Source organism: Saccharothrix longispora (genome assembly GCF_030852425.1).
Classification (GTDB): Bacteria; Actinomycetota; Actinomycetes; order Mycobacteriales; family Pseudonocardiaceae; genus Actinosynnema; species Actinosynnema longispora.
In genome coordinates this window covers 32353-58303 of sequence record NZ_NSDM01000017.1, presented here as the reverse complement: position 1 = coordinate 58303, position 25951 = coordinate 32353, and the positions used below count along the sequence as shown (strand labels likewise).

Here is a 25951-nt window from a genome sequence, read left to right as displayed (position 1 = left end):
GAGGAACCGACTTGCGCGCGAAGTGGAAGCCGTACCGCGTCGCCACCCTGTCCCTGGTTTCCGCCCTGGTGGCCGCCGGGGCGCTGGCGGGGGCCGCGGGCCCGGCATCGGCGGGCACGACCGCGGTGCGGCTGGACTACACCTGCACCACCTCCCTCGGGCCGACCGTCGAGGTGACCGCGTGGGCCGTCGGCGGTCTGCCGGACGACGGCGCGGGGCCGAACAGCGTCAGCCGCCACCAACCCGCCTTCATCGACGTGGACGTGCACCTGATGGAGCTGCGCCCGGTCCTGGAACTGGCCGACGAGGTGCGCCTGGACGGCGACAGCACCGCGACGCTCGGCGCCAGGATCACCGGCCCGGACGGGACGCGGACCGTCGAGGCGGCGCTCACCGTCGCGCCCGCGTGGGTGCGGAAGAGCCAGGGTGCCTCGCTGCGGACCGGGGGCGCCTTCCCGGTGCAGTACCTGGGCCAGGAGGGCTACTACGACCTGCACGTCGACGGCTTGGAGCTGACACTGCGCCCCAAGCGCGCCGACGGCACGTCCCTCGGCACGGTCACCGCGTCCTGCTCGCACGACCCGGCGCAGAACGGCCTGCTGGGCACCGTGTGGTCGCAGGGCCTCGTCAGTGACCGGCCGTTGCGCCCGACCGGGCTGCGCGTGGTGTCGACCACCCCGACGTCCGTGACGCTGGCCTGGGAGGCCAACTCCTGGTGGTTCCCGACCGCGGGCTACGACGTCTACCTGGACGGCGGGAACTTCGGCCGCTTCCCCGGGAAGCAGGCGACGCTGACCGGGTTGACGCCCGACAGGCTCCAGCGGGCGAAGGTCGTCACCGTGGACGTGACGGGTAGCCAGTCGACCAAGAGCCAGGGCCTGCTCTTCACCACCCCGCCGGCCTGACCGGCGCGATCCGCCGTCACCGGGGTCCGCCGAGCCGCGGCCCCCGGCGACGGCGGTCGTCCGCGTGGCGCGTCAGGCCGTCGGCCGGTCCGCGGCGGCCGGTCGAAGGGGTGCGCCCGGTCCGGCCGGCACCGCGTCCCACGCCGCGACGACGTGGTCGCGCAGTCCCTCGCGGGTGGCGGGACCGGACGCGGCGGCCCGGTGCTCCCGGGCCCACTGCTCCTGGGCCCGGTGGAACACGGCGACCAGGACGTCGAGGGCCAGCAGCACCGGCAGGTCGCCGGGCAGGTCGAAGCGCCCGCGCAGCACGGTGAGGGCGGCGCGGGTGGTGCGGTCGCAGAAGTACAGGCAGTGCGCCTCGATCGACGGGTTCCGCTCGGCGAGCCTGCGCGAGAGCAGCACGCGGTGGGGCCACTCCGGGTCGGTCATCCCGTCCAGCGTGGTCAGCAGCACGCCGCGCAGGAAGCCCGCCAGGTCTTCACCTGCCGGCTCGGCCGCGGCCAGTTCCCGCAGGAACAGCGTCCACAGGTCGTGCAGCGGGGCGCCGGCCAGGTCCTCCTTGCCGGCGAAGGTGCGGAAGAAGGTCCGCTTGGAGATCTCGACCGCGTCGCACAGCTCGTCCAGCGTGGTCGCGGCGAACCCGCGCTCGGTGAACAGGCGCAGCCCGGTGGCCAGCAGGGCCTCGCGGGTGCGCTGCTTCTTGCGCTCGCGCAGCGGCGGGCGGGTGTCGGACGGGGTGGGCGTGCTCATCGGGGGCAGTCTAGTCCAGGGGTCGAAAGCCACTGATAGGCTTTTGCCACTCGGTGGCACTTCGTCGCCGGGCTTCGTCGACACCACTCCGACCGCTCGACACCACCTCCGGGAGGACCCCATGCGCGCGCTGCTCGTCGACCACTCCGCCCCCGCCGGCCTGCGCCTCGGCGAGGCGCCCGACCCCGTGCCGGCCCCGGACGAGGCGCTCGTCCGGGTCGCCGCGACCTCGCTGAACCCCGGCGAGGTCACCGGGGTGATCCCCGGCTCACCCGATGGCGCGGTGCCGGGCTGGGACGCCGCGGGCGTGGTCGAACGCGCCGCCGCCGACGGCTCCGGCCCCGCGCCGGGCACACCGGTGGCCACGCTCGGCCTGGCGGGCGGCTGGGCCGAGCTGCGGGCCGTGCGCACCGACCTGCTGGGCGTCGTGCCCGCGGAGGCGGACCTCGGCGCCGTCGCCACCACCCCGGTCGCGGGCCTGAGCGCCCTGCGCGCCCTGCACCGGCTGGGGCCGATCCTGGGCAGGCGGGTGCTCGTCACCGGCGCCACCGGCGGCGTGGGCCGCTACGCGGTGCAGCTGGCCCGCCGGGGCGGGGCGCACGTCGTCGCCACCACCGGCGACCCCGACCGCCACGGCGACCGGCTGCGGGCCCTGGGCGCGCACGAGGTGGTCGCCGACCCCGGTGAGCTCGCCGACCCGGTCCACGGCGTGCTGGACCTGGTCGGCGGGCCGCAGCTGGTCCGAGCGCACGGCCGGCTGGCCGCACGCGGCACGCTGGTCTCGGTCGGCCGCGCGTCGGGCGAGCCCACCGCGTTCCCGGCCGGGGCGTTCGAGGGCATGGGCGCGCACGACCGCACCATCGCCACGTTCTTCCTGCTCGACTGCCCGGACCTCGGGCCCGACCTGACCTGGCTGGCCGGGCGGGTGCACGCGGGTGCGCTCGACCCGAACGTGACCTGGCGGGGCAGCTGGCGGGACGCCGACGCGGCGCTGGCGGCGCTGGTGGGGCGGCGACTGCACGGCAAGGCGGTGCTGGACCTGGACTGACCGCGTCCGTCCGACCGCCTGCCGGGCGGGTCAGAAGTGGTCGTCCTCGGTCAGCTGGTGCTCGAAGGCGTCGGCGTTCGACACGAGCAGCGCGAGCGGGCGCTCGAACTCCTCCCGGACGCTCAGGTGCTCCAGCGGCACGGTGTGCTTGAGCAGCGCCACGCCGTCCACCACGGCCGCGCCGCCGACGAGCGACGTGCCGGCGAGTTCGAGCAGCCGCCCCTGGTCGATCGCGTCCGCCCGGCCGACCGCCGAGGAGATCTCCAGCCACGCCCCGCCGTCACCCTCGGGCACGTGGTGCAGCGCGACCTGCTGCGTGCGTCCCCCGGTGGTGTCGAGCCGGAAGCGCAGCCAGTCGTCCGACTCCTCCAGCACCTCGTACCTGGTGCGGACGTAGTTGATCACATCGGTCCAGCTGGTCACCGTCGGTCGCCTCCCGCGCTCTGCTGATCACCACCGTAGTACCAGGTGCGGACGGGGGCGAAGAGGTGTGGCGCGACGGCCGGGAGCCGTCGCGCCACACGTCCGGGTGCTCGACCAGGGGGCGTCAGCTCACCGTGATGTTGGAGCTGCCGCTGCTCCGGTAGCCCTCGGTGGCCATGATCATGTAGTACCTGAAGCTGCCCAGCTGCATGTTGGCGCGGGTCCAGGCGTCGAAGTGGGTGCCGGTGGTGATGGTGCCGCCGACCCTCTTCTGCTGCCGGACGCTCCAGAACTGCGGGAAGGTCTTGTTGTCACCCTCGATCGACGGGGCGTTGTAGCGCATCGTGTGGTAGATGTCGTACGTGCCGCCGTCGCTGCTCACCGTCCCCCGGTGCGAGCCCGTGGGCCGGTAGTCGCCCCAGCTGTCGACGATGTAGTACTCCACCATAGGGTTCGACGTCCACCCGTAGAGGCACAGGTAGCCGTTGCCGGACGGGTTGAAGCTGCCCGAGTACCGCACGGTCCGGCGGCTGCCGTTGCTCCAGCCCTTGCCGCACACGAAGTTGCCGGTGTTGCGCCACGACGTGCTGTACTGGCCGCCGCCGCCCATCGTCATCGAGACGGTCCCGTTGGCGTCGGTCCAGAACGAGTAGAAGTAGCCGTTGTGGTTGCCGGTCTGGTTGTTCGTGACGGTCTGCGCGTGGGCGGTGCCGGGCAGGATCAACGCGGACGTCGCCAGCGCCAGGGTGCCTGCGCCTGCGCCGCCCAGGAACAGTCGGCGGCTGATCGGGTGGGCGGGGGCGTTGTCGTCCATGTGCACGCTCTCCTCCTCGTTGAGGCCGGCGGCGGATCGGCTTTCGGTACGTTCAGTGTTCGATCGGGTGCGCCGGGTTGTCAACGATTCGCGCAACCTTGCGAAAGTTTTGGCGCAAGCGTGCGAAAGAATTCGTGCGGAGGTTTCGTTCAGTGAAACAAAGAGGATCGTAGCAGGTAGAGCCTTTGTGGACGAAGAATTGCCGCACTGCGCCGCCGTGCTCGGAAAGCGTTCCGGAATTCCCCGGAGGGGCGGTGCGCGCCCTCCGGGGAATCGGGTCAGAGTGGGCCGGGCGGTCGGCGCCCCTCGGTGATCTCCGCGACCTGCGCCGCGGTGAACGGCGGGTCGAGCAGGTCGTCGCGGAGCGCGTGGCAGCGGAACATGTCCGCGATGTAGTGCATCCGGTCGGGCAGGTCCGACCAGTCGCGCGCGGCGGTGCCGAGCACGCTGTCGGGCGTCGGGTCCACCTGTTCGAGCAGCGCGAGCAGGTCCGGGTGGGTCAGCCGCGCCAGTGGTGGCGGGAACGTCGCCGGGAGGTCGTCGCCCAGGTCGAGCAGCTCACCGCCGGGCAGCGCCAACGTCATCACGTGCCGGGTGACGGCCCTGCGGGCCAGTGCGCGGGCCTGGTCGGCCAACTGCTCGCTCGCCACGCGCACGGGCGTCCGCCGGCCGAGCGCGGTCAGCACCGCGAGGCGCAGCCACCGCAGCACGCGGTTGTCGGGCAGCAGCAGGTCGAGGATGCGGCGTTCCAGCTCGCGGGGATCGACGACGGGCGCTTCCAGGGCGGCGGTGATCTCCGGTTGCAGCCGCGTCTGCTCGTGCAGGCCGACCTCGACGTTGGCCAGGAGCAGCAGCTCGGCCCGCTGCTTCGGGTCCTCCGTCGTCATCGCCAGGTGGTACCGGCCGAACGCCTGTCGGAGGTAGCGCTGCCCCTCGGGCGGCTCGCCGGGGCGGAGCGCGGCGCGGAACTCCGCGATCCCGTCCCCGTCGGGCGACCCGTCGGCGCACGCCGCCAGGAAGCGGGCGAACTCGCGGGCGATCTCCTCGAAGACCTTCAGGTTCCCCCTCGCGGTGGCGTCGCCGACCGCGTCGAGCCGCGCGGTCGCCACGACCGCCCGGCGCACCCACCGGCCGGCGTCGTCGAGGGCGCGCCCGGGGAAGGCGCGCCGCAGGCCCCGGACCGCGAACTCGACGCCGGCGGTCGCCTCGGGCGAGGACTCCAGCAGCCGCTCCAGCGCGTGCTCCAGGTCCTCCTGCCGGATGGACCGGCCCACCTGCTTGGACGCCCACACCGCGAACGTGCACCAGTTCGCCGACCCGCCGGTCAGGGCGGACAACGCCCGCGACAGCTCGTGGTAGCAGTGGGTGATCCGGAGGTTGCGCACGACGGGCTCGGCGTGCGCGGAGATCCGCTCCACGTCGGCGACCGACGGCGGGGCGGGCGGGGCGCTGCCGCCGGGCTCGTGCACGTCCGCACCGGGTTGACTCATGACTCGACCTTCCGTCCGGGCTCTACCCGGTCATCGTCCTGGACGGGGTCGACGTGACAGCGGGGTTCCGGCGCAGCGGGAGCGGTGGGCGTCGGGTCTCCTCCGCGGACCGGTCGCCCCGGGGACCCGAACGGCGTTCGGCGGTCTGGAGAAGTCCACACCGGACGGATATCCCGAGTGCTCGAGTCGAATCTTCGACCGGGTTGTCGAACATCCCTTCGCTCTCCATCCTTCGACGGGGCGGGGGACGGACGACGGAGGGCGTCGGGACCATGGGAAGGATCGCCGCGATCGGCGCGGCGCTGCTCGTCACCGCCGGCTTCACGACGCCGGGTTCCGGCGTCGCCGCCCCGCCGCGGGCCGATGCCGCCGTCGGGCTGCACGTCGGCGGATCTTCCACGGCGCCAACGGCACCAGGGCGACCTCCCGCGAGGCCGCCGTCCACGGCGGCACCCAGCCGACCACCACCACGACCCGCCCCGGAAGGGCGACGTGCACCGTCACCGGCTCCGGCGCGGCCGGCGCGGCCTGCAACGGCGCGCTCGCCGCCGGCGCCACCACCTCGTTCGGGTTCACTGGCTCGTCGCGCGACGCCAACGGCGTCCTGCGCGGCGAACTGACCGGGGACCGGCGTCCGGTGGGGCATTGACGCGCGGGTGGCTCGCTCATAACCTCGCGGAAACCGCTTTCCGAACCATGCGTCCCGGCCGCCGGGACCGGAGGGTTGGCCATGGGTGCACTGGAGCGCTTGAGGAGGACGGCGGTGTCGGCGCTGGTGCTGGCCGCCGTGCTGACCGGCTGCGGGGACGGCGCGGGATCGGGGCCGGTCACCCTGCGGTACGCGTGGTGGGGCAACGCCGAGCGCGCCGAGCTGATGCAGCGGGCCATCGACCTGTTCCACCAGCGCAACCCGGACATCAGGATCACGCCGAGCTTCCAGGAGTTCGAGGCGTACTGGCAGAAGCTGGCCACCGAGACCGCCGGCGGCAACGCGCCCGACGTGCTCCAGATGGACTTCGCCTACCTGCGCGAGTACGCCGACCGCGGCGCCCTCCACGACCTCTCCGACCAGGAGGGGAACCTGGAACTGGACGACCTGCTGGACGGCCTCCGGACGGCGGGCGAGGTCGACGGGCGCCGGTACGGCGTGCCGGTCGGTGGCAACACCTGGGCCTACCTCTACAACCCGGCGCTGTACGCGCAGGCCGGCGTGGCCGAGCCGGAGCCGGGCTGGACCTGGGACGACTACCGCGCCGCGCTGCGGCGGATCACCGAGCGGACCGGTGTGCACGGCGGTGGCAACTACATCGGCAGCTACTACAACCTGGAGCTCCAGCTCCGCCAGGAGGGCGGGCAGCTCTACACCGCCGACGGCGGGCTCGGCTTCGACAAGGCCCGCCTGGCCGAGTTCCTGCGCGAGGGGACCGAGCTGGCCGACGCCGGCGCCGTGCTCCCCGTCGAGAAGGGCGTGCAGATCAAGCCCTCCCACGCGCTGGAGCTGGACCTGGTGGCGGGCGACCTCGGCTGGGACAACTTCACGGCCCGCTACGCCAAGACCGCCAAGGCCGAGCTGAAGCTCGGACCCGTGCCCGGCGGCGGCGGCCAGTACCTCAAGCCCGCGATGCTGCTGAGCCTCTCCGCGCGGACCGAGCACCCCGAGGCGGCGGCCAAGCTGGTGTCCTTCATGGTCAACGACCCGGAGGTCGGCCGGATCTTCGGCGCCAACCGCGGCCTGCCGCCGACCAACGCGCAGCGCGCCGCCGTGCGGCTGGAGGGGCCGCTCGCCGCCGTGGCGGCCTACGAGGACGACCTGAAGGACGAGTTCGGCGAGACGCCGCCCGCGCCGCCGAAGGGCGCGGGCACCCTGGAGCAGGCGTTCATCCGGATCACCGAGGAACTCCAGTACGACCGGATCACCGTGGACGAGGCGGTCGACCAGTTCTTCACCGAGGCCGACGAAACCCTCGAGTCGTGACGGCGACGCTCGCCCCGGACCGCCCCACCGACAGCCCCGCCGGGAGGCCGCGCACACCCGCCCGCCTCCCCGGTGACGGTCGGGCCGCCTACCTGTTCCTGTCGCCGTGGGTGCTGGGCGTCCTCGTGCTCACCCTGGGGCCGATGCTGACGTCGCTGTACCTGTCGTTCACCGACTACGACCTGTTCGGCGCACCGCGCTGGATCGGCCTGGACAACTACGCGCGGATGTTCTCCGACGCCCGCTGGCTGAACTCGCTGGGCGTCACCGCGCTGTACGTGGCGCTCGCCGTGCCTCTGAAGCTGGCCGCCGCGCTCGCCGTCGCCCTGCTGCTGGACAACCGGCGGCGCGGGCAGGGTTTCTACCGCGCTGCCTTCTACGGGCCGTCGCTGATCGGCGGCAGCGTCAGCGTCGCCATCGTGTGGAAGGTCGTGTTCAGCGACGACTCGGTCGTCGACCGGCTGCTGCGCTCCGTCGGCGTCGACACGGGCGGCTGGGCGGGCAACCCCGACTTCTCCGTGCCGATGCTCGTGCTGCTGGCCGTGTGGCAGCTCGGCGCGCCGATGGTGATCTTCCTCGCCGGGCTCAAGCAGGTGCCGCGCGACCTCTACGAGGCCGCCGAGGTGGACGGGGCCGGCCGGTGGCGGCGGTTCGCCTCGATCACCCTGCCGATGATCTCGCCCGTGGTGTTCTTCAACCTCGTGCTGGAGGTCGTCAACGCGTTCCAGGTCTTCACGTCGGCGTACGTGGTCGGCGGTCCGAACGGCCAGCCCGCCGGCAGCACGCTGTTCTACACCGTCTACCTGTTCGACCGCGGCTTCGGCGACTACCGCATGGGCTACGCCTCGGCCATGGCGTGGATGCTGCTGCTGGGCGTGGGGCTGGTGACCGTGTTCCTGTTCCGCACGGCGCGGGGCTGGGTCCACTACGCCGGGGACGCCCGGTGACGCGGCGCGTGCCCGGCGCGGTGTGGCACGTCGGCGTCCTGGTCCTGCTGGCGGTCGTGCTCTACCCGGTCGCGTGGGTCGTGGCGTCCACGTTCAAGCCGTCGGCCGCCGTGCTGGGCGACCTGCGGCTGCTGCCCGACCCCGCCACGACGGCCAACTACGAGCGGGTGTTCGACGGCGTCGTCGGCATCGAGGTGGGCGTGTTCTTCCTCAACTCGGCCGTCCTGGCCGTGCTGTCGGTGGTCGGCACGGTCGCGTCGTCGGCTCCGGCGGCCTACGCGTTCGCCCGGCTGCGCTTCCGCGGTCGCACGACGCTGTTCGCGGTGATGATCGCGACGCTCCTGCTGCCGGTGCACGTGCTGGTCATCCCGCAGTACGTGGTGTTCCGGCGACTGGGCCTGGTCGACACCTACGTGCCGCTGCTGGCGGGCAAGTTCCTGGCCACCGAGGCGTTCTTCGTGTTCCTCATCGTGCAGTTCATCCGCACCCTGCCGCCCGAGCTGGACGAGTCGGCCAAGATCGACGGCGCCGGGCAGTGGAGCGTGTTCCGGCACGTCGTCCTGCCGCTGTGCCGCCCGGCGCTCATCACCACGGCGATCTTCACGTTCATCTGGAGCTGGAACGACTTCTTCGGCCCGCTCATCTACCTCAGCAGCCCGGACAAGTACCCGCTGCCGCTGGCGCTCCAGCTGTTCATCGACGAGACCACCGGCTCGGACTTCGGCGCGCTGATGGCCATGTCGGTGCTCGCGCTGGTGCCGGTGGTCCTGTTCTTCCTGTTCTTCCAGCGCTTCCTCGTCGAAGGCGTGTCCACCACCGGGATCAAGGGATGAGGAAGCTCGCGCTGCTGGGGGAGTGCCTGACCGCCGGGCTGCTGGTGCTGCTCGTCGCGCTGCCGGTGGTGACGCTGGTGCCCGCGCTGGCGGCGGGGTGCGCGCACGTCAAGGCGCACGTCGACGGCGAGACCACCGCCGTCCGGGCGTTCTTCGCGCGGGTGCGCTCGGCGCTGCCCGGCGGGTGGCAGCTGTCGCTCGGCGTGGTGGCCGCGTTCGCCGTGCTGGCGGTGGACCTGGTCGTGCTCGGCGCGGGACTGGCCGGTGGGGCGGTGGTGATGGCGATCTGCTCCGCCACGGCCGCCGGGCTCGCCGTGGTGGTCCTGCGCTCGGCGGCGACGTGGTCGCCGGGCGCCCGGTGGGGCGCGGTGGTGCGGGAGGCGGCACGCCGGGCGGCGGCGGACGCGCGGGGGTCGTCGCTGGTGCTCATGGCGCTCGGGGTGCTCGTCGTGGTGACGTGGCAGCTGCCGGCGCTGTTCGTGCCCATGGTGGGGTGCGTGCTGATGGCCGCGGTCGCGGTGGAGCGCCGACCCGTCGGCTGAGGCCGGCCCCGCCGGTCACCGGTGACCGGCGGGGCGTCGGTCGGGGCAGGCGTCCGGGTCAGGCGTCCGGATCGAACGGGATGCCCGCGGGCTTGGCCAGCGACAGGTTGTGGTTGAACGCGCCGTCCTTGATCGCCAGGCTCGCGCTGCCGAAGTCCGCGTTCACCAGGACGTCCCGGATGCCGGCGGGGAAGCGGTCCCAGCTGACCAGGTCCGGGTACTGCCACGAGCCGTAGTGGTTCTCCGGCTGCTCGCTCGCGCTCGCGATGCGGAAGCAGTGGGTGCTCGCGCCGTCCTTGTGGTAGACGACCTTCGGGTGCGTGCCCTCCCAGGAGACCTGGGAACGCGGGTACGTCGAGTACCGGCCGTGCGCGGAGGTCGAGACGTACTGGGCCTGGTCGTTGCTCACCCACACCACCACGTGCTCGATGTCGTGGCGGTGGCCGCAGCAGTCGATGAGGGGGACGGCCTGGTCCTTCTCGAAGTACAGGTCGTAGAGGTACGCGCACCAGCCGTTGTTGCACTTGGAGCGCGAGTACGAGTTGGTGTTGTCCAGGTCGGACCGGTCACGGCAGTTGCCGTTGAGCGCGCCGGAGTTCTTCAGGCCGGTGGCCACCACGCCGGTCGGCGAGATCGCGGGGGTCGGGTAGCAGCCGTCGGTGTCGTAGTCGAACGCGGGCTGCCACTTGGCGTCGGCGGCCGCCGCGTTGCCGGGCAGCGCGAGCGGCGGGTCGGCCCACGCCGCTCCCGGCACGAGCACGGCCAGCAGCGCGGCGCCGAGCAGGGCACCCGCCAGTCTGGCGGCGGTCCGGCCGCCGCGTCGGGGTGTGCTCCGGGGGTGGTCCGTCATCTGGGCGGTCACGACGACCATGCCCTCCATCCGGTGTCGAGGGGCGCGGGTGGCGGCGGCGGCCGGTGTCCGCGGAGGTCGACCGGCCCGGTCAGAGGTTCCCGACCCGGGGGCGACGTGGTCAACCCGCCGTTGGTCGCCCCCCGGCGAACAGGTGGCGAACACCCGGGGGCGCACCCCCTTCACACCGCCTCCGGCGCGCACCACGAAGTCACCGCCCGCACGCACGGGCCAGGTGGAGGTAGCCGGTGGGCTGGTCGGAGCAGTAGCGTCGGGACGTGTCGGAACGGGACGAAGTCGTCGCCGGGCGTTATCGGCTGGTGGAGTTGGTCGGACGCGGCGCCAGTGGCGTCGTCTGGCGGGCGCGTGACGAGCGGCTGGGTCGGGTGGTCGCGGTCAAGTTCCTCGGCGCCGCCGACTCGCCGGACGCCGTGGAGCGGATCGTCCGGGAGGGCCGGGTCGCCGCCCGGTTGCGACACCCGCACGCGGTCACCGTGCACGACGTGGTCGAGCACGGCGGGAAGCCGTGCCTGGTGATGGAGTACCTGCCGTCCCGGACCCTGGCGGAGATGGTCGACGAGCGCGGGCCGCTGCCGGCGGAACTGGTGGCGGGCGTCGGGTGGCAGGTGGCGTCGGCGTTGGCGGCGGCGCACGCGGCGGGGATCGTGCACCGGGACGTGACCACGTTCAACGTCCTCCTGTCCGAGGACGGCACCGCGAAGATCGTGGACTTCGGCGTCGCGCGGGCCATCGGCGAGGGCACGGTGACGGACGCGCGGCTGGTCGTCGGCACGCCCGCGTTCCTCGCGCCGGAGGTGGCGGCGGGGGAGGAGGCGGTGTTCGCCTCCGACGTGTACTCCCTCGGCGCGACGCTGTACGCGGCGCTGGAGGGCCACCCGCCGGTCGGCTCGACCGACAACCCGTACGCGCTGCTGCGGCGCGTGTCCGAGGGGCAGGTGGCGCCGCTCCGGTTCCCCGGCCCGCTGGGCGAGGTGCTGCTGCGCGTCCTGCGCCGCGACCCGGCGGAACGACCGACGATGGCCGAGACCCACGCCCTGCTGGACGCCGTGGTGGAGGGGCGGCCGTTACCGGGCGGCCCCCTGGTCGAGGAGGCGCGGCCCGTCGACGAGGCGCGGCCGGTGGACGAGGCGCGACCGGTGGGGGAGACCCTGCCTCTCGACGACGCGCCGACCGCCGCCCTCCCGACCGCCGGCGCCGGGGCCCCGCCCCACCGCGCGCCGTGGCGGAAGGCCGCGCTGGTGGCGGGCGCCGCCGTGCTGGTCGCGGCCGGGGTCGCGATCGGCGTGGCGCTGGGCGCCGGAGAACCGGCCGACCTGGCCCGACCCGCCCCGACCACCACCGCTGCCACCACCGCCACGACCACCACCACCACCACCACACCTGTGGTGGCGTCCGACTGCACCGCCCGCCTGGAGGTCGCCAACTCGTGGCCGGGCGGCTACCAGGCGCACGTGGTGGTGCGCAACGCCGGCGAGCGGGACCTCACCCACTGGACGGTGACCTGGCCCCAACCGGCCGGCCACGTGATCAGCAACCTGTGGAACGGCACGCTCACCGCGCGCGCCGGCTCGGTGACGGTCGCCAACGCCGCCCACAACGCGGAGCTGCCCGTGGCCGGCTCCACCACGTTCGGCTTCACCGCCAACGGTCCCGCGACGCCCACGCCGGACCTCGCCTGCACCTCCGGCGGCTGAACCGCGCCGGGTAGAGTCGTGCGGGTGGGGCAGGGCGCGGACATCGGTGTCTTCTACGACGGTACGTGGTTCGCGTACCTGAGCGACTTCTACGCCACGGTGCACCCGCGGGCCGCCCGGATCGCCCTCGACGGCTTCCACGACGCGGTGCGCTGGTACGTCCACACCGAGACCGGGCTGGCCCTGGAGGACTGCGCGGTGCACGAGTCGCACTACGTGCGCGGTCGCATCGAGACGCCCGCCACGTCCTTCGACGCCGTCCTGGCCGCCGCCGGGGTCGTCCGGCACGACCTCCCGCTGCACGGCGGCAAGGAGAAGGGCGCGGACGTCCACTTCGCACTGGAGGTGTGGGAGCGCGCCACCACCGCGCCGCTCCAGTGGGTCGTGCTGGTGACCGGCGACGCCGACTTCACCCCGCTGGCGACCCGGTTGACCGCTCGCGGCGTGCGCGTCGTCGTGCCGGTGGTCGACGCGTCGTGGCCGGTGTCCGCCGCCGCGCCACCGCCCGCGTGGACGCCGCGCACCGCCGCACCGCTGCGCGCGGCGGCGACGTCCACACCGGACTTCGACCTCCTGTTCGCGCCCGCGGACCGCGCCGACTACCCGCTGCGGCAGCCGTTCGTGCGCTCCAGCGGGGTCGTCGCGTCCGGCGCGGGCCTGCCGCGCGGGCGGCGCAGGGGGACCGTGACCGGCTGGCGGGCCGGGCAGCCGCACGGCTTCATCACCGACACCCGCGGCGGTTCGTGGTTCGTCTCCCGCGACGACCTGCCCGACGGGCACACCGTGCTGCCGACCGGGACGCCGGTGTCGTTCACCGGGTCGCCCACGCCGACCCCCGGTCGGAAGTACCCGAGGGCGTACGCGATCCGCCGCGAGTGACCCGCCGGGTGCTCAGGCGCCCGTCACGGCGCGGGGTTCCCGCTGCGGGGGCGCCACCCGGCCGGCGGGTCCTCGCCGACGCGCCCGTCGACGGCCTCGCGGATCAGGTCGGCGTGCCCGGTGTGCCTGCCGTACTCCTCCAGGAGGTCGCAGACGAGCCGGCGCAGGTTCGCGTGGCGGCCGTCCGGCCAGGCCAGGTGGACGGGCTGGTCGAGGCCGCCGTCCGCCAGCGCCGCGGTCAGCCTGGCGCGCGCCCGCGCCACGGCGGCGTCCCACAGCGCGTAGAGCTGCTCGGGCGTGTCGTCGGCGGCCGAGGCGAACGACCAGTCGTCGGTCGCGTCCCACGGCGCGGTGTCCCACGGCGGGCCGGGCGACTCGCCGCGCAGCCGGGAGGTGAACACGTCGTCCTCGACGAAGGCCAGGTGCTTGAGCAGCCCGCCGAGGGTCAGCGAGGACCTGCCGACGCGGGTCCTCAGTCCGGCGTCGTCGAGGTCGTCCGCCTTCCAGCGGAAGGTGGTCCGCAGGCGGTCGAGCGCGCCGACGAGGTGCTCGGCCTCCGTGCCGGCGAGGGGTGGTTCCCAGGGGGTGTCGCTCTCGTTCACGGGCGCCACCGTAGTGGGGGCCACCGACGAAGCGGGGATCATCGACCCGACCGGTCCGGGTGCGCACGCGCTCCGGTCACGGACGGCCTATAGCCTCTCCGACGTCGCTCCCGAGGAATGGCCGTCGTCGTCCGGACGAGGTGCGCGACGACCACCCCTGCCGTTCGGACGAAGGAAAGTCATGCGCTTCAGCCCGTCGATCGTGCTGTCCCGGATCATCGAGAGCACGCTCGTCCTGCTCGGCGTCCCCATCTTCTGGTCGGACGACATCAGGTGGATCGCGTTGTGGGACCTCATCGCCGTCGTCTACCTCACGATCCGCGTCGTCCGCCTCGGTCGCGGCAAGCGGGCGGGCGACGACCGGGGCGCGTGGTCAGGACCGCGCTGGGCCGCCGCAGCGGCACCCTGTTCACTCTGGTCACCAGCTTCATCGGGATCATGTCCGGCCTGACCATCGTGCTCACCGAGGAAGGCACCCAAGCGGCGCTGCTCGGCAAGGCCGCGGGTGTGCCCGCCGTGCTGCTGGCGTGGGCGATCCTGCACTTCGGCTACGCCGACCGCTACGCGCAGGCCTACTACGGCGCCCTGCCCGAGAAGTTGTTGGTGTTCCCCGGCACCGAGCACCCGACGTTCATCGACTTCGCGTACTTCTCGTTCACCGTCGGCACCACGTTCGCGGTCTCCGATGTCGAGTCGCGCACCTCCGGCATCCGGCTGCGGGTCCTCGCGCACGGCGTGCTGTCGTTCATCTACAACACCGCGATGCTCGGCATCGCCATCGGGTGATCGGCGGCTGACCGCCGGCGCGGAGTCTGCTCCACGACCCGGCGGTCGGCGTGCGTCAGCGCCCCGTCACCGCCAGCACGGCCGAGGCGATCGCCCGGTGACCCTCGACCGTCGGGTGCACGTCCGTCTTGGAGCAGAAGTACGTCAGGGCGCACACCTTCGCCACGGGCGTCGGGATCTCGCCGTAGGCGGGGTCCCGGGTCGTCTCCGTCAACGGCCCGTAGCCGCCGGTCTCGGCGGTGACGTCGACGAACGTCGCCCCGACCTTCTCGTACTCGGCCTTGAGCGCCGAGTTGAAGAAGTCCCGGAACAGCGACACCGACAGGCGGGCGAGGTCCTGGCCGTTCGGGAACGAGGGGGACACCCACGCGCCGAGGAACACGTCCGGGTAGGTCAGACCCACGATCGGGGCGTCGCCGGCGGCGTCGCGCAGGGCGGGCAGCACGGTGGCCAGGTTGGCCCGCACGGCCGCCACGGCCTGCGACGCGCAGGTCGCCACGTCCGACGACTGCGCGCACGGCGCCAGGTCGTTGCCTCCGATCACCACGGTCACCAGCCCCACCCGGCCCTCGTGCTCGCGCAGCACCCGCACCGCGGCGTCGAGCTGGGTGCTGCCCGCCGGGTCGGGCGCGTCGACGGCGCGGTTGGCGGGGGAGCAGCCGGGCTCGCCGCGCAGCTGCGCGGACGTGGCCCCGCTGCACGCGAGGTTGATCAACCGCAGGTCGGCCTCGTCGGCCACGAGCTGGGCGAAGCCCTCCCGGGAGGAGCCGCCCGGTTCGCCGGCGTCCGCCGGCCGGTAGCCGGTGGCGTACGAGTCGCCCAGCGACACGTGCACGCGCTCGGCGGTAGGTGCGCCGTCGGACGACGTCACCGGGGGTGAGGTCGTCCCCTCGGGCGCCCCGCCCGGCTCCGCGGTGCACGCGCCCAGCGCCAGCAGGAGCGCCACGGGCAGGGCGGCTCGTCGACCTCGCGGCACGTCGGCCCCTTTCGTCCGGAATGCGACGGTTCCCAGCGTACCGAGCCCCGGCTCCTCCACTGTGGACCCGGGAACGCCGTGGACGGGGGTTACCCCGTGACCCGGTCGAGGAACCCGGCGAGCTTGGCCCCGGTCCGCTCGACGACCTCCTCCAGGGTCAGCGACTCGTGCAACCGCCCGCCCGGTCCGGCGTCCTTCTTCCCGCGCAGGTAGAGCGAGCAGGCCAGGTCGGCGCAGAAGTAGCCGCCCACGGAGTTGCCCTGCTGGCCGCTCCGCCCGGCCTTGCGCGCGGTCATCAGCGTGACGCCGCCGCCGGGGTGGGAGGTCAGGCACAGCGAGCACATGGTGCGCCGCGGTTGGCCGGTGTGCGGCGTCGCCAGCCGCAGGGCCACGCCCACCAGGCCGTCGGCGGTCTCGGCGACCAGGTAGGCCCGCTGGGGTGACGCGGAGTCGCGCCAGCCCAGGAAGTCCAGGTCGTCCCAGGGCTGCCCGGCCAGGTCGGCGGGCAGGTTCAGGCGCTTCGCCTCGCCCTTCGTGCAGTTGACGAACGACGCGCGGATGTCGTTCTCGGTCAGCGGTCCCATGACCCCGAAACTACGTCGCCTAGACAACAGGAGCAAATAATTAGGTGCTAACCTAGACGTCCTAGGTTGAGGAGGAGGCATGGCTCGCGCGGGGGTGACCGTCGCACGCCTGACGTCGGCGGCGGCGGACCTGGCCGACGAGGTCGGCTTCCACAACGTGACCGTCTCGGCGCTGGCCCGCCGGTTCGGCGTCAAGGACGCGAGCCTGTACTCGCACGTCAGGAACGCGCAGGAGCTGCGCGAACGGGTGGCCGTGCTGGCCTTGGCGGAACTCGCCGACGACGTCGCCTCGGCCCTGGCCGGCCGCGCGGGCAAGGACGCCCTGGTCGCGTTCGCCGACACCTACCGGCGCTACGCGAGGGAGCACCCCGGCAGGTACGCCGCCATGCAGGTCCGGCTGCCCCCGGACGTGGCCCTCGCCAGTGCCGCCCGCCGGCACTCGGACATGACGCGGGCCATCCTGCGCGGCTACGACCTGCCCGAACCCGCCCAGACCGACGCCATCCGCCTGCTGCACAGCACGTTCCACGGCTACACGACCCTGGAGGCGGCGGGCGGCTTCGGCTCGCACCCGCGGGACACCGGCACCTCGTGGGCGCGGACCCTCGACGCCCTGCACCACCTGCTCGAGCACTGGCCGCCCGAGCAGGAGTAGTCCGTCACACGCGGCCGAGCAGGTGCCGGCCGGCGGCCAGGTCGGCGCGGCCGGTGAGGAAGGCGTCCAGGGCCTCGCGGAACTCCCCGGTGTGCAGGGTGCCGTTGCCGTCGCGGTCGAGGGAGCGCAGGGCGGCGATCAGCTCGTGGCGCCGGGGGCTGCGGTCGAGCAGCCGGGAGTACTCGGCCTGGGTGACCTCGCCGTCGTCGTTGCGGTCGATCAGGCGGCAGACCACGTCGGTGACCCTGCCGTAGCCCTGCCCGGGGTCGGACGTGCCGGGGTAGCGGCCCTCGGCGATGGCGGTGAGGTAGGCGGCGCGGGTGACGGACCCGTCCGCCGGGGCGCCGGTGGCCGCGAGCAGCTGCCGCCACCAGGACTCGAAGGCGTCGTGGACGTCGTTCTCGTCGGCCTCGTCCAGGTCGAGGTGGACGCTGATCTCACGGGCCATGCCGAGCAGGTCGGCCCAGCGCACGACGCCGTCGCCGCTCTGGTCGAGGATCGTGCCGAAGAAGGTGCCCGGATCGGTGCCGGGGACGGCGCGGACGCTGCCGGTGGCCCTGATCGCGGCGGAGGCCATGGGCAGGTAGCGCCAGGGCGTGGGCAGCAGGTCGGCGACGACCCGGGCGGCGTGGTGCGCGCCGAGGACGAGCAGTCCCGCGCCGGGCGCGGTGGTGAGCCGGAGGCGTCGGCGGTAGGCGTCGGGCAGCGTGGCGGTCGTGGCCTGGACCGCGGTGGAGACCACCAGGTGCCGCAGTGGCGCCCAGACCAGGTCCGGGACGGGCAGGTTCGACGGCGGCGGCACCCGGAAGATGCTGCCGGACAGCAGGTCCCGGACGGTCGGGTTGTCCTCCAGGACGTCGGAGGCCATGCGGTCGAAGTAGGCGCGGAACTCGTCGAGGTCGGCGGGCTGGTCGGCCGCGGTCAGGCCGAACAGGCGGCCCAGTTGGCGCCACTCGTCGTAGAACCGCTCCGCCTCGGCCCGGTCGAGGGGGTCGCCGCCGAGGTCGTGGAGGGTCAGGACGGCCTCGAACAGCGTGAGGTGCACCCACGCGCGGGCCCCGGTGTCGGCGGCGGTGAACGGCCGGCCGTGGTCGTCGGTGCCGCGCATGCGGCGGTGGAGCCGTTCGAGGCGGGCGAGTTCGCGCTCCCGCTCGGAGGCGGTGCCGTAGACGTAGTTCTGGAGGCTGTCCAGGGTGCGCAGGAAGCGCCGCCAGGGCCGGGCGGTGTAGACGGAGAATTGGCCGACCGCCGCCCCGATGGCCGGGTGCGCGGCCTGGAGCAGCAGCGTGCGGTGGATGACGAGCAGGAGCCGCCACTGCCCGAGGTGCTGCCAGGTGGTGGAACCGGGACCGAGCACGTCCTGGGTGGTCATGCGGGAGCCTCCCGGCCGTGGCGATCAGGTCGGCGCATCGTCGGTCGCCGGGAGGGTGACCGGCAATTACCCGGTGGTGTGGTCTTTGATCACGCCGGGTGATCGGCGGGTGCCATCCGAGTGCTGTCCACGCGCGGTGAGCGTGCCGGCGGTCCAGACCTCTGTCGGAGGTTGAGCGGTTCAGCTGCGAGAGCGCTCCCATAAGTGAAGTTTTTTGTTGTCTTCTGCGGATGTCTGTGGGTAGATGGGCGACGTTGTGATGGGCCTCATGGACGAGCCCCGAGGAGACCTCCATGCCCCCTGCCGCGCGCCGGCTACCCGCCCTGTTCGTCGCACTCCTGCTCACCCCCGTCCTCGCCCTGCCCGCGACCGCCGACCCGACCGCGACCGCCGACCCGGCGGGCGGTGCCCCGTCCGCGACCGCCGCGCCGCCCGCGCACGGCCTCAAGGGCGAGTACTTCCGGATGTCCGCACCCGGCGCTCGCGACTTCGCCGAACTCGGCGGCGCCACGCTCGACCCGAACGTCGACTTCTCCGACCTGACCAGCACGTTCCGGCAGTTGACCGGTCGCACGGAGCACACCACCGCTCGCTGGACCGGCCGCCTCACCGCACCCGCCACCGGCGACTACACCTTCCACGCCATCGGCGACAACGGCTTCCGCCTGTTCCTCGACGACGCCCCGGTCATCGACCACTGGGTCGGCGACTGGGAGGTCGAGCAGCACAGCGCGCCCGTCCACCTCGTCGCGGGCCAGGAGCACGCCTTCCGGATGGAGCTGTTCCAGGACGTCGGCGGCGCCACCATGCGCCTGCGCTGGTCCACGCCGACGCTGGCCAAGCAGGCCGTGCCCGAGTCGGCGTTCCTGCCGCCCGCGGACTTCCCGGTCTACCCGGTCGGCCTCACCGTGTCCCGCGACGGGTCCACCCTGGAGGCCGACTTCGACCAGCGCGTCACGAACCTCGGCGACCTCGAGCCGCACCTCCGGGTCGAGGTCGACACGGTGCCGTTCCCGCTGGAGTCCGTCGCCGTCGACCGCCGCGACCGCACCAAGGTCGTCGTGGAACTCGGTGCCCGCGTGCAGGCCCCGCAGCGCGTCCGCGTCACCTACGACGGCAACGGCGGCCTGGTCGTCGGTGCCGAGACCGTGCCGCGGGTCATCCGCACCGCGACCAACGCCTCCACCCACCGGCTCAGGACGCCCTGGGGCGAGGAGGTCGACAAGGAGAAGCCACTGCCCGAGTACCCCCGCCCGCAGCAGGAGCGCGACGACTGGCTCAACCTCAACGGCCAGTGGGAGTTCACCGGCGCCACCGCCGACGAGCAGCCCCCGTTCGGCCGCCGGCTGCCCGAGCGGATCACCGTGCCGTTCCCGGTGGAGTCCCAGCTGTCCGGGCTGGAGCGCCACGAGGACCACATGTTCTACCGCCGGCGGTTCGAGGTGCCGCGCGACTGGAAGGTCGGCCGCGGCGAGCGGCTCAAGCTCAACTTCGGCGCGGTCGACCACCACGCCCGGGTCTGGGTCGACGGCACCCTGGTCGCCGAGCACACCGGCGGCTACACCGCGTTCACCGCGGACATCACCGACGCCCTGCGCGGCGGCGGCGAGCACGAGCTGATCGTCGCGGTCACCGACACCACCGGCGACAACCAACCCATCGGCAAGCAGTCCCGCAACCCCGGCGGCATCGTCTACACCCCGTCCTCCGGGATCTGGCAGACCGTGTGGCTGGAGCCCGTGCCCGACCGGTCGATCGACGACGTGAAGACCACGCCGGACATCACCCGGGGCACCCTCGCCGTCCGCGTGTCCTCCACGACGGCGTCCGCGAACGCCCGGGTCACCGCCGTCGCCCGCGACGAGCGGGGCGAGAAGGTCGGCTCCGTGACCGGTAAGCCCAACACCGACCTGACCCTGCCCGTGCCGAACCCGCACCTGTGGAGCCCCGAGGACCCATACCTCTACGACCTCGACGTGACGCTGGAGGACGGCCGCAGCAAGGACGAGGTCGAGAGCTACTTCGGCATGCGCTCCATCGGCGTGCGGAACGTGGCGGGCTTCCCGAAGCTCGTCCTCAACGGCGAACCGGTGTTCTCATTGGCCATGCTGGACCAGGGCTTCTGGCCGGACGGCCTGAACACCGCGCCCAGCGACGAGGCCCTCGCCTGGGACATCAAGGCGCAGAAGGACCTCGGCTTCAACGCGCTGCGCAAGCACATCAAGGTCGAACCCGCCCGCTGGTACCACCACGCCGACAAGCTCGGCATGCTGGTGTGGCAGGACTTCGTGAACGTCAACGTCACGAACGAGACCGGGCAGCAGGCGTTCCTCACCGAGGGCCGGCGCACGATGGAGCAGCTGCACGACTCGCCGTCGGTCATCGGCTGGATCGTGTTCAACGAGGGCTGGGGCGAGTGGGACCGCGAGGAGACCGGCCGGATCACCGAGTCGGTGCGGGCCGCGGACCCGTCGCGCGTCGTCAACGCGCACAGCGGTGTCAACTGCTGCGCGTCGAAGGGCGACTCCGGCAAGGGCGACGTGATCGACCACCACGACTACGACAACACCGACCCGGCGTGGCCGGACGCCACCCGCGTGGCGATGGACGGCGAGCACGGCGGGTTCACCCTGCGCACGCCCGGTCACCAGTGGCCCGGCGCCCCGGCCGTGATCTACAGCGGCGTCGCCGACAAGGCGGCGCTGACCGCGAAGTACGTGTCGAACACGGAGACCTTCTACCTCGACGCGGCCGGCGCGGAGCTGTCCGGTTCGGTCTACACGCAGATCACCGACGTGGAGACCGAGCTGAACGGCATGTGGACCTACGACCGGCGTGAGATCAAGGTCGACCCGGGCCCCGTGCGCGAGATCAACAGGCGGGTGGTCGCGGCCGGCGCCGCGGCGGCCGAGCGCACCTACGACGGCAAGGGCACGTGGTCGCTCGACGGCGACGGCACCGACGCGAGCGGCGCCGGGAACCCGGTCTCGCCCACCGGCGACGCGGCGTGGACGACCGGCGTGCGCGGCCGGGCGCTGGAGCTCGACGGCGACGGCGACTACGCCCAGACCGCCGGGCCGGTGCTCGACACCACCGGGTCGTACTCGGTGTCCGCCTGGGTGACCGTGGACTCGCTGCCGGGCAACTACGCCACCGCCGTCAGCCAGGACGGCAGGCGGGTGGAGAACCCGTTCTACCTCCAGTACGGGCAGGGCAGGTGGGCGTTCAGCGTGCCGGGCGGCAGGCGGGCCACGCTGGCCGCCACGCCGGAGCCCGGACGCTGGTACCACCTGGTCGGCGTGCGCGACGAGGCCGCGGGCGAGACGCGCCTGTACGTGGACGGCGTGCGGGCCGCCGCCATCCCGATCGGCCCGGACGAGGTGAGCACCGGACCGCTGGCCATCGGGCGCGCCAAGTACGCCGGGGCGCGCGGCGACTTCTGGCATGGCTCGATCGACGAGGTCCGCGCCGTGGACCGCGCCCTGACCGACGAGGAGGTGGCGGAGCAGCACGCCGCCCGGTAGCCGGTGGCGTGACGGCGGAGGGCCGCGGGGGACGTCCCCCGCGGCCCTCCGCCGTCACCCCTCCGCCGGCCGACCCGTCAGCCCTCGCCCTTCCTGCCCTTCTCGTCCTTGTCCTTGCCGCGCCGCCCGCCCTCGCCCTCGTCGTCGCCGCCGTCCTCCTCGACGCGCTCCGACGACAGCACCTCCTCGGCCACGATGAGCAGGGTGCCGTCGACCTCGGCGAGCATCAGGCCCCGGGTCTCGGCGATCCGCTCGTCGTCCTCGCCGGTGTACCGCAACCCCACGGTGACGTGGTCCGGGCCGGTCGCCTCGGGCGGCGTCGTCACGGTGAGGTCCCGCACGACCTCCCACGTCTCGTCGTACTTCTCCCGACCCTGCTCCCGCATGCCGGGGCCGAGCATCGCCCACGCGCCGCCGGTGTCGTCCGGCAGCAGGGCGTAGTAGTCGGCCGCGGTCTGCCGGAGCCGGTCGGCGGTCACCTCGCCCTCGGTCTCGGACGCGGTCGTCGAGGTCGTCGTGCCGCCCGACGTCGGGGCACCACCGGCCGCGGTGTCGTCGCTCTTCGCCGCGAGCAGGACGGCGAGGACGATGCCGCCCACGACGACGAGGGCGGTCACGCCGATCAGCACCGGGCGGCGGCGCGACGGGCCGATCGGCGGCACGGGCAGGTCGAGACGCGTCGCAGGGGGAGCGGGGACAGCCGGTGGAGCGGAGGAAGCAGGTGAGGAGGAGGAAGCGGGGGAGCGCAGCAGATCGGCGAACCGGGCCATGTCGGGCCGGGTCGTCGGGTCGGTGCGCAGCGCCTGCATCAGCGCGCCGGTCAGCGGCCCGGCGTTGCGGGGCGGGTCGAAGCGGCCGGCGGCCACCGTGTGCAGCAGCGCGATGGTGTTGCCGCCCTCGCCGAACGGGGGCCGCCCCTCGACCGCCGCGTACAGGGTGGCGCCGAGCGCGAACACGTCGGACGCCGGGCCCGGTTCGGCACCCCGGGCGACCTCGGGCGACAGGTAGGCGGGCGTGCCCGCGAGCAGGCCGGTCCGGGTGACGGCCACGTCGCCGACCGCGCGGGCGATGCCGAAATCGCTGATCTTCGCCGTGCCGTCCGAGGTGATCAGGACGTTGCCCGGCTTCACGTCGCGGTGCACGACGCCGGCCGCGTGGGCGGCGGCCAGCGCCGAGGCGACCTGCGCCCCGATCCGCGCGGCCGCGTCCGGCGGCAGCACGCCCACCTCGGCCAACGTGCGCGCCGGCACGTACTCCATGACCAGGACCGGTCGGCCTTCGTCCTCGACCACGTCGTGCACGGTGACGGCGTTCGGGTGCTGCACCCGTGCGGCGATCCGCCCCTCGCGGGCGGCGCGGGCGACCGCCTCCGCCGACCCCGTGCCCTCCGGCACGATGAGCTGCTTGAGCGCGACGACCCGACCGAGCCGCTCGTCGAACGCCTGCCAGACCACCCCCATGGCGCCCGAACCGAGCCTCGTGCGCAGCCGGTAGCGCCCCGCTACCAACCGCCCCTCGTCCACCACCGGCTCCCGCCTCCCGTCCCGCGCGACCGGAGTGGTCGAACGCCGTACCGGGCAACCCTAGCGCCGGTGGGTCACGGCCCGGGAACGCCGCCGCCCGACCGCCCCCCGGCCGGGGGGGCGCGACGAGCGGAATGCCGACCACGAAACAGTTTCGCCCCGCCGAACGTCGATTGTGGACGACGAACCCCTTGCCCCGCCTGGGTTCCCGACCTAGGTTCGACGGCGTGGCGAGCACAGCGAGCACCGAGCGCCGGACCGATCCCGCCTGGCTGCCCGCGGCGGCGTTCCGGCCCCTGGGGGCGCGGCGGGTCAGGGTGGCCGGCGACGGGCCGCTGGTGGGCACGGTGCGCGCCGAGGTGGCGGCGGCGGTCGCCGAGCACGGCGGCGCGCTGGTCGCCGACGGCCCGGTGGACCTCGACCTGGTCGCCGCCGACGGCGACGGCGAGGCGTTCACCGTCGAGCGGACCGGCGGCACCACGATCGTCCGCGCCGAGGGCGGCCCCGGCCTGCTGTACGGCCTGCACCACGTCGTGCGCCGGGGCGAGGCGGCGTTCGGCGGCGACCTGCCGGCCGAGCGGCACGCGCCGCGCCGGGCGATCCGCATGCTCGACCACTGGGACAACATCGACGTCCACCCCCTGATGGGGCAGGTCGAACGGGGGTACGCGGGCGGCTCGATCTTCTACGCAGACGGCGGGGTGCGCGCCGACCTGGGCCGCGTCGCCTCCTATGCCCGCCTGCTCGGCTCGATCGGCGTCAACCGGGTCGCCCTGAACAACGTCAACGTGCACCGCACCGAGGCGCGGCTGCTGACCGACCTGCTGCCGGACGTGGCGCGGCTGGCGGAGGTGTTCCGCCCGCACGGCGTCGCCGTGCACCTGTCGGTGAGCTTCGCCGCCCCGATCACGCTGGGAGGGCTGCCCACGGCGGACCCGCTCGACCCCGCCGTGCGGGAGTGGTGGGAGCGCACGACCGCCGCCGCCTACGCGGCGATCCCCGACTTCGGCGGGTACGTCGTGAAGGCCGACTCGGAGGGCCAACCCGGCCCGTTCGCCTACGGTCGGGACCACGCCGACGGCGCGAACGCGCTGGCCCGCGCCCTCGAACCGCACGGCGGCACGGTGTTCTGGCGCGCGTTCGTCTACGACCACCGCCAGGACTGGCGCGACCGGGGCACCGACCGCGCCCGCGCCGCGCACGACCACTTCGCCCCGCTCGACGGCGCGTTCGACGACAACGTGGTGCTCCAGGTCAAGTACGGGCCGATGGACTTCCAGGCCCGCGAACCCGTCTCCCCGGTGTTCGCGGCGATGCCGAGGACCCGGCTGGCCGCCGAGTTCCAGGTCACCCAGGAGTACACCGGGCAGCAGAAGCACGTGTGCCACCTGGTGCCGCAGTGGTCGGAGGTCCTCGGGTTCGGGCTGCGCGGCGGCGAACCGGTCGCCGACCTGGTTGACGGCGTGGTGGCGGTGTCGAACGTCGGCGACGACGAGTTCTGGACCGGCCACCCGCTGGCGCAGGCCAACCTGTTCGGCTTCGGCCGGCTCGCGTGGGACGACCGCCTCGACCCGGCGGCCGTGCTGGACGAGTGGATCGGCCTGACCTTCGAGGACCCGTCGGTGCGGGGTCCGCTGCACGAGGTCCTGGACGGCTCGTGGCACACCTACGAGCGCTACACCGCCCCGCTCGGCGTCGGCTTCATGGTCAACCCGGGCCACCACTACGGCCCGTCCGTCGACGGCTACGAGTACACGCAGTGGGGCACGTACCACTTCGCCGACCGCGACGGTGTCGGCGTCGACCGGACCCGGGCCACCGGCACCGGGTTCACCGGCCAGTACCCGGCCCCGTGGCGCGAGGTGTACGAGTCGGTGGGGAGCTGCCCGGACGAGCTGCTGCTGTTCTTCCACCACGTGCCCTACGACCACGTGCTGCGCTCCGGGAAGACGGTGGTCCAGCACATCTACGACGAGCACTTCGCGGGTGTCGAGGAGGTGGGCCGGATGCGCGAGGTGTGGGCGACCCTGGAGGGCCGCGTGCCCGCCGCGCTGTTCGACCGCGTCACGGCGCTGCTGGTGGAGCAGGCGCGGTGCGCGACCGAGTGGCGCGACCAGGTGAACACCTACTTCCTCCGCAAGTCCGGCGTCCCCGACGAGCGGGGCCGCCGGATCTTCTGACGGGTCAGGGGTTCCAGAAGAACGTGGTGAACACGCGGTCGAAGCGCCGCGCCACCAGGTCGTCGCGCTGGACCACCCAGTGCACGACGGCTCCCTCCCACCCCGTCACGTCCATGCCCGCGTCCCAGTCGGCCAGGAGCACCCAGTCCGCCGGGTCGGCCGACACCGGTCCGGTCCACCGGCCCTCCCGCACCGAGCGCACGGCGTCGGACACCGCGTCGGCGACCGGGTCCGTGAACACCGCCTCCTCCGCGGAGTACCCCCCGAGCTGCAACGACCCCCAGGGGGCGATGTCGTCGTGCGTGCTGTTCCAGGCCTCGACGAGGTCCTCGCTGCGGGGGTGGCCCGGTAGCGGCCCGTGCCCCCGGCCGTCCGGGAGTTCGACCGCCTCGTGGTACGGCAGCGACACGTCGATCCGCAGCCGCAGCGGCCCCCGGGGTACTCCGCGTCCCCGGTGCCCCGCCCGTCCCGCTCCGCCACGGCCGCGCCGGCGGTCACGTGGACCACGCCGCCCCGCTCGGCGGGGTCGTACTCGTGCTCCAGTTCGGCGAACAGCAGCAGGTGGCCGTCGGGCGGCA

25 protein-coding genes are annotated in these 25951 nt (G+C 73.6%); 13 read left to right on the top strand and 12 right to left on the bottom strand.

The genetic code is table 11. The features are described 5' to 3' along the window. Positions 1–11 precede the first annotated feature (11 nt). Complete coding sequence (locus tag CKY47_RS31255; protein ID WP_306749928.1) at positions 12–905, top strand: fibronectin type III domain-containing protein; 894 nt, start codon at positions 12–14, stop codon at positions 903–905. A gap of 72 nt (positions 906–977) precedes the next feature. Here CKY47_RS31255 and CKY47_RS31250 read toward each other — a convergent pair whose 3' ends face one another. Continuing rightward, the gene (locus tag CKY47_RS31250) at positions 978–1655 is read right to left on the bottom strand and encodes a TetR/AcrR family transcriptional regulator (RefSeq protein ID WP_306749927.1); all 678 of its coding nucleotides are present in this window, start codon (positions 1653–1655) and stop codon (positions 978–980) included. A 121-nt stretch (positions 1656–1776) separates the two neighbouring features. On the opposite strand from CKY47_RS31250, the gene CKY47_RS31245 reads away from it, so the two are divergent. Continuing rightward, positions 1777–2703 carry a zinc-binding dehydrogenase gene (locus tag CKY47_RS31245; RefSeq protein ID WP_306749926.1) on the top strand — a complete coding sequence of 309 codons (927 nt, stop codon included), beginning with the start codon at positions 1777–1779 and terminating at the stop codon, positions 2701–2703. A gap of 30 nt (positions 2704–2733) precedes the next feature. Here CKY47_RS31245 and CKY47_RS31240 read toward each other — a convergent pair whose 3' ends face one another. From CKY47_RS31240 to CKY47_RS31225, 4 genes are all read right to left on the bottom strand, one after another. Beyond that, entirely contained in the window at positions 2734–3126 is a 393-nt protein-coding gene (locus CKY47_RS31240; RefSeq protein ID WP_306749925.1) for a hypothetical protein, read from the bottom strand. A gap of 124 nt (positions 3127–3250) precedes the next feature. Next, on the bottom strand, positions 3251–3940 hold the full coding sequence (locus tag CKY47_RS31235; RefSeq protein ID WP_306749924.1) for an endo-1,4-beta-xylanase XynA: 690 nt from the start codon (positions 3938–3940) through the stop codon (positions 3251–3253). Positions 3941–4218: 278 nt separating this feature from the next. Beyond that, complete coding sequence (locus CKY47_RS31230; protein WP_306749923.1) at positions 4219–5430, bottom strand: hypothetical protein; 1212 nt, start codon at positions 5428–5430, stop codon at positions 4219–4221. A 321-nt stretch (positions 5431–5751) separates the two neighbouring features. Then, on the bottom strand, positions 5752–6006 hold the full coding sequence (locus tag CKY47_RS31225; protein WP_306749922.1) for a hypothetical protein: 255 nt from the start codon (positions 6004–6006) through the stop codon (positions 5752–5754). Between the two features lie 154 nt (positions 6007–6160). Between CKY47_RS31225 and CKY47_RS31220 the strand changes: the two genes are divergently transcribed. Genes CKY47_RS31220 through CKY47_RS31205 form a run of 4 tightly spaced genes read left to right on the top strand, consistent with a single transcriptional unit; the run spans position 6161 to position 9727 of the window. Then, the gene (locus tag CKY47_RS31220; protein WP_306749921.1) at positions 6161–7405 is read left to right on the top strand and encodes an ABC transporter substrate-binding protein; all 1245 of its coding nucleotides are present in this window, start codon (positions 6161–6163) and stop codon (positions 7403–7405) included. Further along, complete coding sequence (locus CKY47_RS31215) at positions 7402–8352, top strand: carbohydrate ABC transporter permease (RefSeq protein ID WP_306749920.1); 951 nt, start codon at positions 7402–7404, stop codon at positions 8350–8352. Before CKY47_RS31220 ends, CKY47_RS31215 begins: the two co-directional genes overlap by 4 nt. Then, positions 8349–9185: a carbohydrate ABC transporter permease gene (locus CKY47_RS31210; protein ID WP_306749919.1), complete on the top strand. Its 837-nt coding sequence runs from the start codon at positions 8349–8351 to the stop codon at positions 9183–9185. The genes CKY47_RS31215 and CKY47_RS31210 overlap by 4 nt, the downstream gene beginning before the upstream one ends. Next, positions 9182–9727, top strand: a complete 546-nt coding sequence (locus CKY47_RS31205) for a hypothetical protein (protein ID WP_306749918.1) — start codon at positions 9182–9184, stop codon at positions 9725–9727. Before CKY47_RS31210 ends, CKY47_RS31205 begins: the two co-directional genes overlap by 4 nt. Before the next feature lie 58 nt (positions 9728–9785). On the opposite strand, the gene CKY47_RS31200 is transcribed toward CKY47_RS31205, so the two are convergent. After that, positions 9786–10598, bottom strand: coding sequence for an NPP1 family protein (locus CKY47_RS31200; RefSeq protein WP_306749917.1), 813 nt, complete (start codon positions 10596–10598; stop codon positions 9786–9788). Between the two features lie 257 nt (positions 10599–10855). On the opposite strand from CKY47_RS31200, the gene CKY47_RS31195 reads away from it, so the two are divergent. Further along, complete coding sequence (locus CKY47_RS31195; protein WP_306749916.1) at positions 10856–12292, top strand: protein kinase domain-containing protein; 1437 nt, start codon at positions 10856–10858, stop codon at positions 12290–12292. Between the two features lie 24 nt (positions 12293–12316). Next, on the top strand, positions 12317–13171 hold the full coding sequence (locus CKY47_RS31190; RefSeq protein WP_306749915.1) for an NYN domain-containing protein: 855 nt from the start codon (positions 12317–12319) through the stop codon (positions 13169–13171). Positions 13172–13194: 23 nt separating this feature from the next. Here the strand turns inward: CKY47_RS31190 and CKY47_RS31185 are convergent, their stop codons facing one another. Next, on the bottom strand, positions 13195–13773 hold the full coding sequence (locus CKY47_RS31185; protein ID WP_306749914.1) for a mycothiol transferase: 579 nt from the start codon (positions 13771–13773) through the stop codon (positions 13195–13197). On the opposite strand from CKY47_RS31185, the gene CKY47_RS31180 reads away from it, so the two are divergent. Then, positions 13757–14224, top strand: a complete 468-nt coding sequence (locus CKY47_RS31180; protein ID WP_306750014.1) for a hypothetical protein — start codon at positions 13757–13759, stop codon at positions 14222–14224. The genes CKY47_RS31185 and CKY47_RS31180 overlap by 17 nt on opposite strands. After that, positions 14143–14559 carry a DUF1345 domain-containing protein gene (locus tag CKY47_RS31175; RefSeq protein WP_306749913.1) on the top strand — a complete coding sequence of 139 codons (417 nt, stop codon included), beginning with the start codon at positions 14143–14145 and terminating at the stop codon, positions 14557–14559. The genes CKY47_RS31180 and CKY47_RS31175 overlap by 82 nt, the downstream gene beginning before the upstream one ends. A 55-nt stretch (positions 14560–14614) precedes the next feature. Here the strand turns inward: CKY47_RS31175 and CKY47_RS31170 are convergent, their stop codons facing one another. Next, on the bottom strand, positions 14615–15505 hold the full coding sequence (locus tag CKY47_RS31170) for a GDSL-type esterase/lipase family protein (protein WP_306749912.1): 891 nt from the start codon (positions 15503–15505) through the stop codon (positions 14615–14617). 119 nt (positions 15506–15624) lie between these two features. After that, positions 15625–16119, bottom strand: coding sequence for an FBP domain-containing protein (locus CKY47_RS31165; protein WP_306749911.1), 495 nt, complete (start codon positions 16117–16119; stop codon positions 15625–15627). 79 nt (positions 16120–16198) lie between these two features. Between CKY47_RS31165 and CKY47_RS31160 the strand changes: the two genes are divergently transcribed. Beyond that, entirely contained in the window at positions 16199–16774 is a 576-nt protein-coding gene (locus tag CKY47_RS31160; protein WP_306749910.1) for a TetR/AcrR family transcriptional regulator, read from the top strand. 4 nt (positions 16775–16778) lie between these two features. Here the strand turns inward: CKY47_RS31160 and CKY47_RS31155 are convergent, their stop codons facing one another. Next, positions 16779–18146 carry an oxygenase MpaB family protein gene (locus CKY47_RS31155; protein WP_306749909.1) on the bottom strand — a complete coding sequence of 456 codons (1368 nt, stop codon included), beginning with the start codon at positions 18144–18146 and terminating at the stop codon, positions 16779–16781. A gap of 293 nt (positions 18147–18439) precedes the next feature. Here CKY47_RS31155 and CKY47_RS31150 point away from each other — a divergent pair, with 293 nt between their 5' ends. Continuing rightward, positions 18440–21670, top strand: a complete 3231-nt coding sequence (locus tag CKY47_RS31150; protein ID WP_306749908.1) for a LamG-like jellyroll fold domain-containing protein — start codon at positions 18440–18442, stop codon at positions 21668–21670. Positions 21671–21747: 77 nt separating this feature from the next. On the opposite strand, the gene CKY47_RS31145 is transcribed toward CKY47_RS31150, so the two are convergent. Continuing rightward, complete coding sequence (locus CKY47_RS31145) at positions 21748–23193, bottom strand: serine/threonine-protein kinase (RefSeq protein ID WP_306749907.1); 1446 nt, start codon at positions 23191–23193, stop codon at positions 21748–21750. 227 nt (positions 23194–23420) lie between these two features. Here CKY47_RS31145 and CKY47_RS31140 point away from each other — a divergent pair, with 227 nt between their 5' ends. Continuing rightward, complete coding sequence (locus CKY47_RS31140; protein WP_306749906.1) at positions 23421–25373, top strand: alpha-glucuronidase; 1953 nt, start codon at positions 23421–23423, stop codon at positions 25371–25373. A 4-nt stretch (positions 25374–25377) separates the two neighbouring features. Here CKY47_RS31140 and CKY47_RS31135 read toward each other — a convergent pair whose 3' ends face one another. Further along, positions 25378–25782 (bottom strand): hypothetical protein, encoded by a 405-nt coding sequence (locus tag CKY47_RS31135; RefSeq protein ID WP_306749905.1) that lies wholly within the window; start codon positions 25780–25782, stop codon positions 25378–25380. Positions 25783–25951 lie beyond the last annotated feature (169 nt).